Below are 3,025 nucleotides of genomic sequence, written 5' to 3'. Positions count from 1 at the left end.
GGACATGCCGTAGAAGGCCAGCGAGACCACCAGGAATCGCAAGATCGGGTCGGTGCGCAGTTTGTGCCAGGCACCGGAGAGGGTCATCATGCCGTTGATCATGCCGCCCCAGCTCGGGGCCAGGAGGATGATCGACATCACCATGCCCAGCGACTGCGCCCAGTCAGGCAGCGCGGTGTAGTGCAGATGGTGCGGGCCTGCCCAGATGTACAGGGTGATCAGCGCCCAGAAGTGGACGATCGACAGGCGATAGGAGTAGATCGGACGTTCGGCCTGCTTGGGCACGAAGTAGTACATCATCCCCAGGAAACCCGTGGTCAGGAAGAAGCCCACAGCGTTGTGCCCATACCACCACTGGATCATTGCATCGGTGGCGCCGGAGTAGGCCGAGTACGACTTGAACAGGCTGACCGGCAAGGACATGTGGTTGACGATGTGCAGCATCGCCGTGACAACGATGAACGCACCGTAGAACCAGTTGCCGACATAGATGTGCTTGGTCTTGCGCTTGACGATGGTGCCGAAGAACACCAGGCCGTAGGTGACCCAGACGATGGCCAGCAGAATCGCCAGCGGCCACTCGAGCTCGGCGTATTCCTTGGTGGTGGTGTAGCCCATCGGCAGGGTGATCAGCGCGCCGACGATCACTGCCTGCCAACCCCAGAAGGTGAAGGCGGCCATGCTGTCGGAGATCAGCCGAGTCTGGCAGGTGCGCTGCACGACGTAGTAGGAAGTGGCGAACAGCGCGCAACCTCCGAAGGCGAAGATCACCAGGTTGGTGTGCAGCGGGCGAAGGCGGCCGAAGCTCGTCCATGGCAGGTCCAGGTTGAGCTGGGGCCATACCAGTTGCGAGGCAATGAAGACGCCGAGCCCCATGCCAAGGATCCCCCAGACCACCGTCATGATGGCGAACTGGCGGACGACCTTATAGTTATAAGCAGTCGGACTGATTGCAGTGCTCATTCTAAGGTTCCACGGTTTTGGGTGTTCTTGTTGGTCGAAAATCGGCGCCAGTATCGATAACCACCAGGGTTATGGCAACGCAAGGATCATGACGCCGACCCGTGTCCAGGCCCTTTCCACCACCGTCCCGCGGTTTAGGGGCTGGATGATTGTACACAAATAAATGTTTGTAATGTGTACCGTTTTTCGCCTTTTTCTGATCGAACGGTCAAGCTTTTTCTGCAGGGCTTCGGCAAGCAGGGACGTCTACCGAAACCTGTGCGATCGACCCGCAAAAGCCGGTGCGCGGAGTCAGGCCATGCGCCGCGCCATGTGGGTTCGCTATAAGCGAGGCCACTGTGGCAACAAGCTTAGTTCTGTTCAGAGGGGGTGCAAGGAGGGATGAGGCGGGGAGGGCGGTGGCGCAGCCCTTGGCGGACGTCGCTTGTCCTGGTGCTTTGGCGGGATGTTCGCGGGTAAAACCCGCTCCCACAAGGATCGGCGCTGTTCCTGTGGGGGCGGGTTTACCCGCGACGGGTGTTACTTGGCAGTCACGGTTTCGGACGCGTCATCCTGCGACAGGCTGTACACATAGGCTGCCAGCAGATGCACCTTGTCGTTGCCCTGGATTTCGCGCTGGGCAGGCATCTGGCCCTGACGGCCGTAGCGGATGGTCTGCTGCAGCTGGGCGAAACTCGAGCCGTAGATGAACGCTTGCGGGTGGGTCAGGTTGGGCGCGCCCATCGCCGGGGTGCCCTTGCCCTCAGGGCCGTGGCAGGCCACGCAGTTGGCCGCGAAGATTTCCTGGCCTTTGACCGGATCGGCCTTGGCGCCTTCAGGCAGGGTACGGCCGTCGAGGTTGGTGAGCACGAAGGCAGCCACGTCGGCCACGCCCTGTTCACCAATCACTTCGGACCAGCCTGGCATCACGCCATGGCGGCCGTCCATGATCGACGCCTTGATGGTTTCAGGCTCCCCGCCCCAGCGCCAGTCCTTGTCGGTCAGGTTGGGGAAGCCGTAGGCGCCCTTGGCATCGGAGCCGTGGCACACCGAGCAGTTGGAGGCGAACAGGCGGCCGCCCATCTTCAGGGCTTGCGGATCCTTGGCGACTTCTTCGACCGGCATGGCAGCGAACTTGGCGAAGATCGGGCCGAACTTGGCGTCGGCCTTGTCCATTTCCTTTTGCCATTCATTGACCTGGGTCCAACCATTCTCGTAGCCCGGCAGGATGCCTTTCCAGTTACCCAGACCCGGATAGAGGATGAGATAGCCCACTGCGAACACCAAGGTGCCGACGAACAGCCAGAACCACCCCTTGGGCAGCGGATTGTCGTACTCCTCGATGCCATCGAAGCTGTGGCCCATGGTCTGGTCGGTGGTGTTGTTGCTCTGGCCCTTGCGGGTGCCGAGCAGCAGCCAGGTCAGGCCAATGAGGCTGCCGATGGTCAGTACACTGATGTAGGTACTCCAGAAGGTGGTCATTACCGATTATTCCTCATGGCAGGTTCCTGCCCGGCAGGGGGCAGGCGGTCATCGACGAAGGGCAGCAAGCGCGCTTCGGCGAAATCACGGTCGCGGCGGCGGTTGAAGACCCACAGGCTCAGGCCGATGAAGGCGATCATCACCACCAAGGTGCCCAGGCCGCGGATCATGCCGATATCCAGTGACAGTTCCATCGTTACCTCTTGTTCTTGATCGCGGTGCCCAGCACCTGCAGGTAGGCCACCAGGGCATCCATCTCGGTCTTGCCCTTGACCGCGTCGCGGGCACCGGCGATGTCTTCGTCGGTGTAGGGCACGCCCAGGGTGCGCAGGGTGCGCATCTTGGTGTCGGTGTGACTGTTGTCGACCTTCTGCGCGACCAGCCACGGGTAGGACGGCATCTTCGATTCGGGCACCACGTTGCGCGGGTTGTACAGGTGCGCGCGGTGCCAGTCGTCGGAGTAGCGGCCACCGACGCGGGCCAGGTCCGGACCGGTGCGCTTGGAGCCCCACAGGAATGGATGATCCCAGACGCTCTCGCCAGCCACCGAGTAGTGGCCGTAGCGCTCGGTCTCGGCGCGGAACGGACGGATCATCTGCGA

At 61.8% G+C, this 3,025-nt stretch carries 4 protein-coding genes; all 4 read right to left on the bottom strand.

Going from position 1 to position 3,025, the window contains the following annotated elements; genetic code table 11:
• Positions 1-963: cbb3-type cytochrome c oxidase subunit I (locus HMPREF3173_RS15115; RefSeq protein ID WP_256544508.1), on the bottom strand; the 963-nt coding region annotated here is incomplete at its 3' end.
• A 519-nt stretch (positions 964-1,482) separates the two neighbouring features.
• Positions 1,483-2,424: a cytochrome-c oxidase, cbb3-type subunit III gene (gene ccoP / locus HMPREF3173_RS15110; RefSeq protein ID WP_070574242.1), complete on the bottom strand. Its 942-nt coding sequence runs from the start codon at positions 2,422-2,424 to the stop codon at positions 1,483-1,485.
• Complete coding sequence (locus tag HMPREF3173_RS15105) at positions 2,424-2,612, bottom strand: cbb3-type cytochrome oxidase subunit 3 (RefSeq protein WP_043212339.1); 189 nt, start codon at positions 2,610-2,612, stop codon at positions 2,424-2,426. The genes ccoP and HMPREF3173_RS15105 overlap by 1 nt, the downstream gene beginning before the upstream one ends.
• 8 nt (positions 2,613-2,620) lie before the next feature.
• On the bottom strand, positions 2,621-3,025 hold a 405-nt coding region (locus HMPREF3173_RS25055), incomplete at its 5' end, for a cbb3-type cytochrome c oxidase subunit II (RefSeq protein ID WP_256544507.1).

It is taken from the genome of Pseudomonas sp. HMSC08G10, from assembly GCF_001808425.1.
GTDB classification, from domain to species: domain Bacteria; phylum Pseudomonadota; class Gammaproteobacteria; order Pseudomonadales; family Pseudomonadaceae; genus Aquipseudomonas; species Aquipseudomonas guariconensis.
This window is presented reverse-complemented; position numbering and strand designations above follow the sequence as displayed.

Bases quoted from the DNA above. Each gene is read 5' to 3' on its own strand.
- ccoP (WP_070574242.1), bottom strand. From the start codon at position 2,424: ATGACCACCTTCTGGAGTACCTACATCAGTGTACTGACCATCGGCAGC.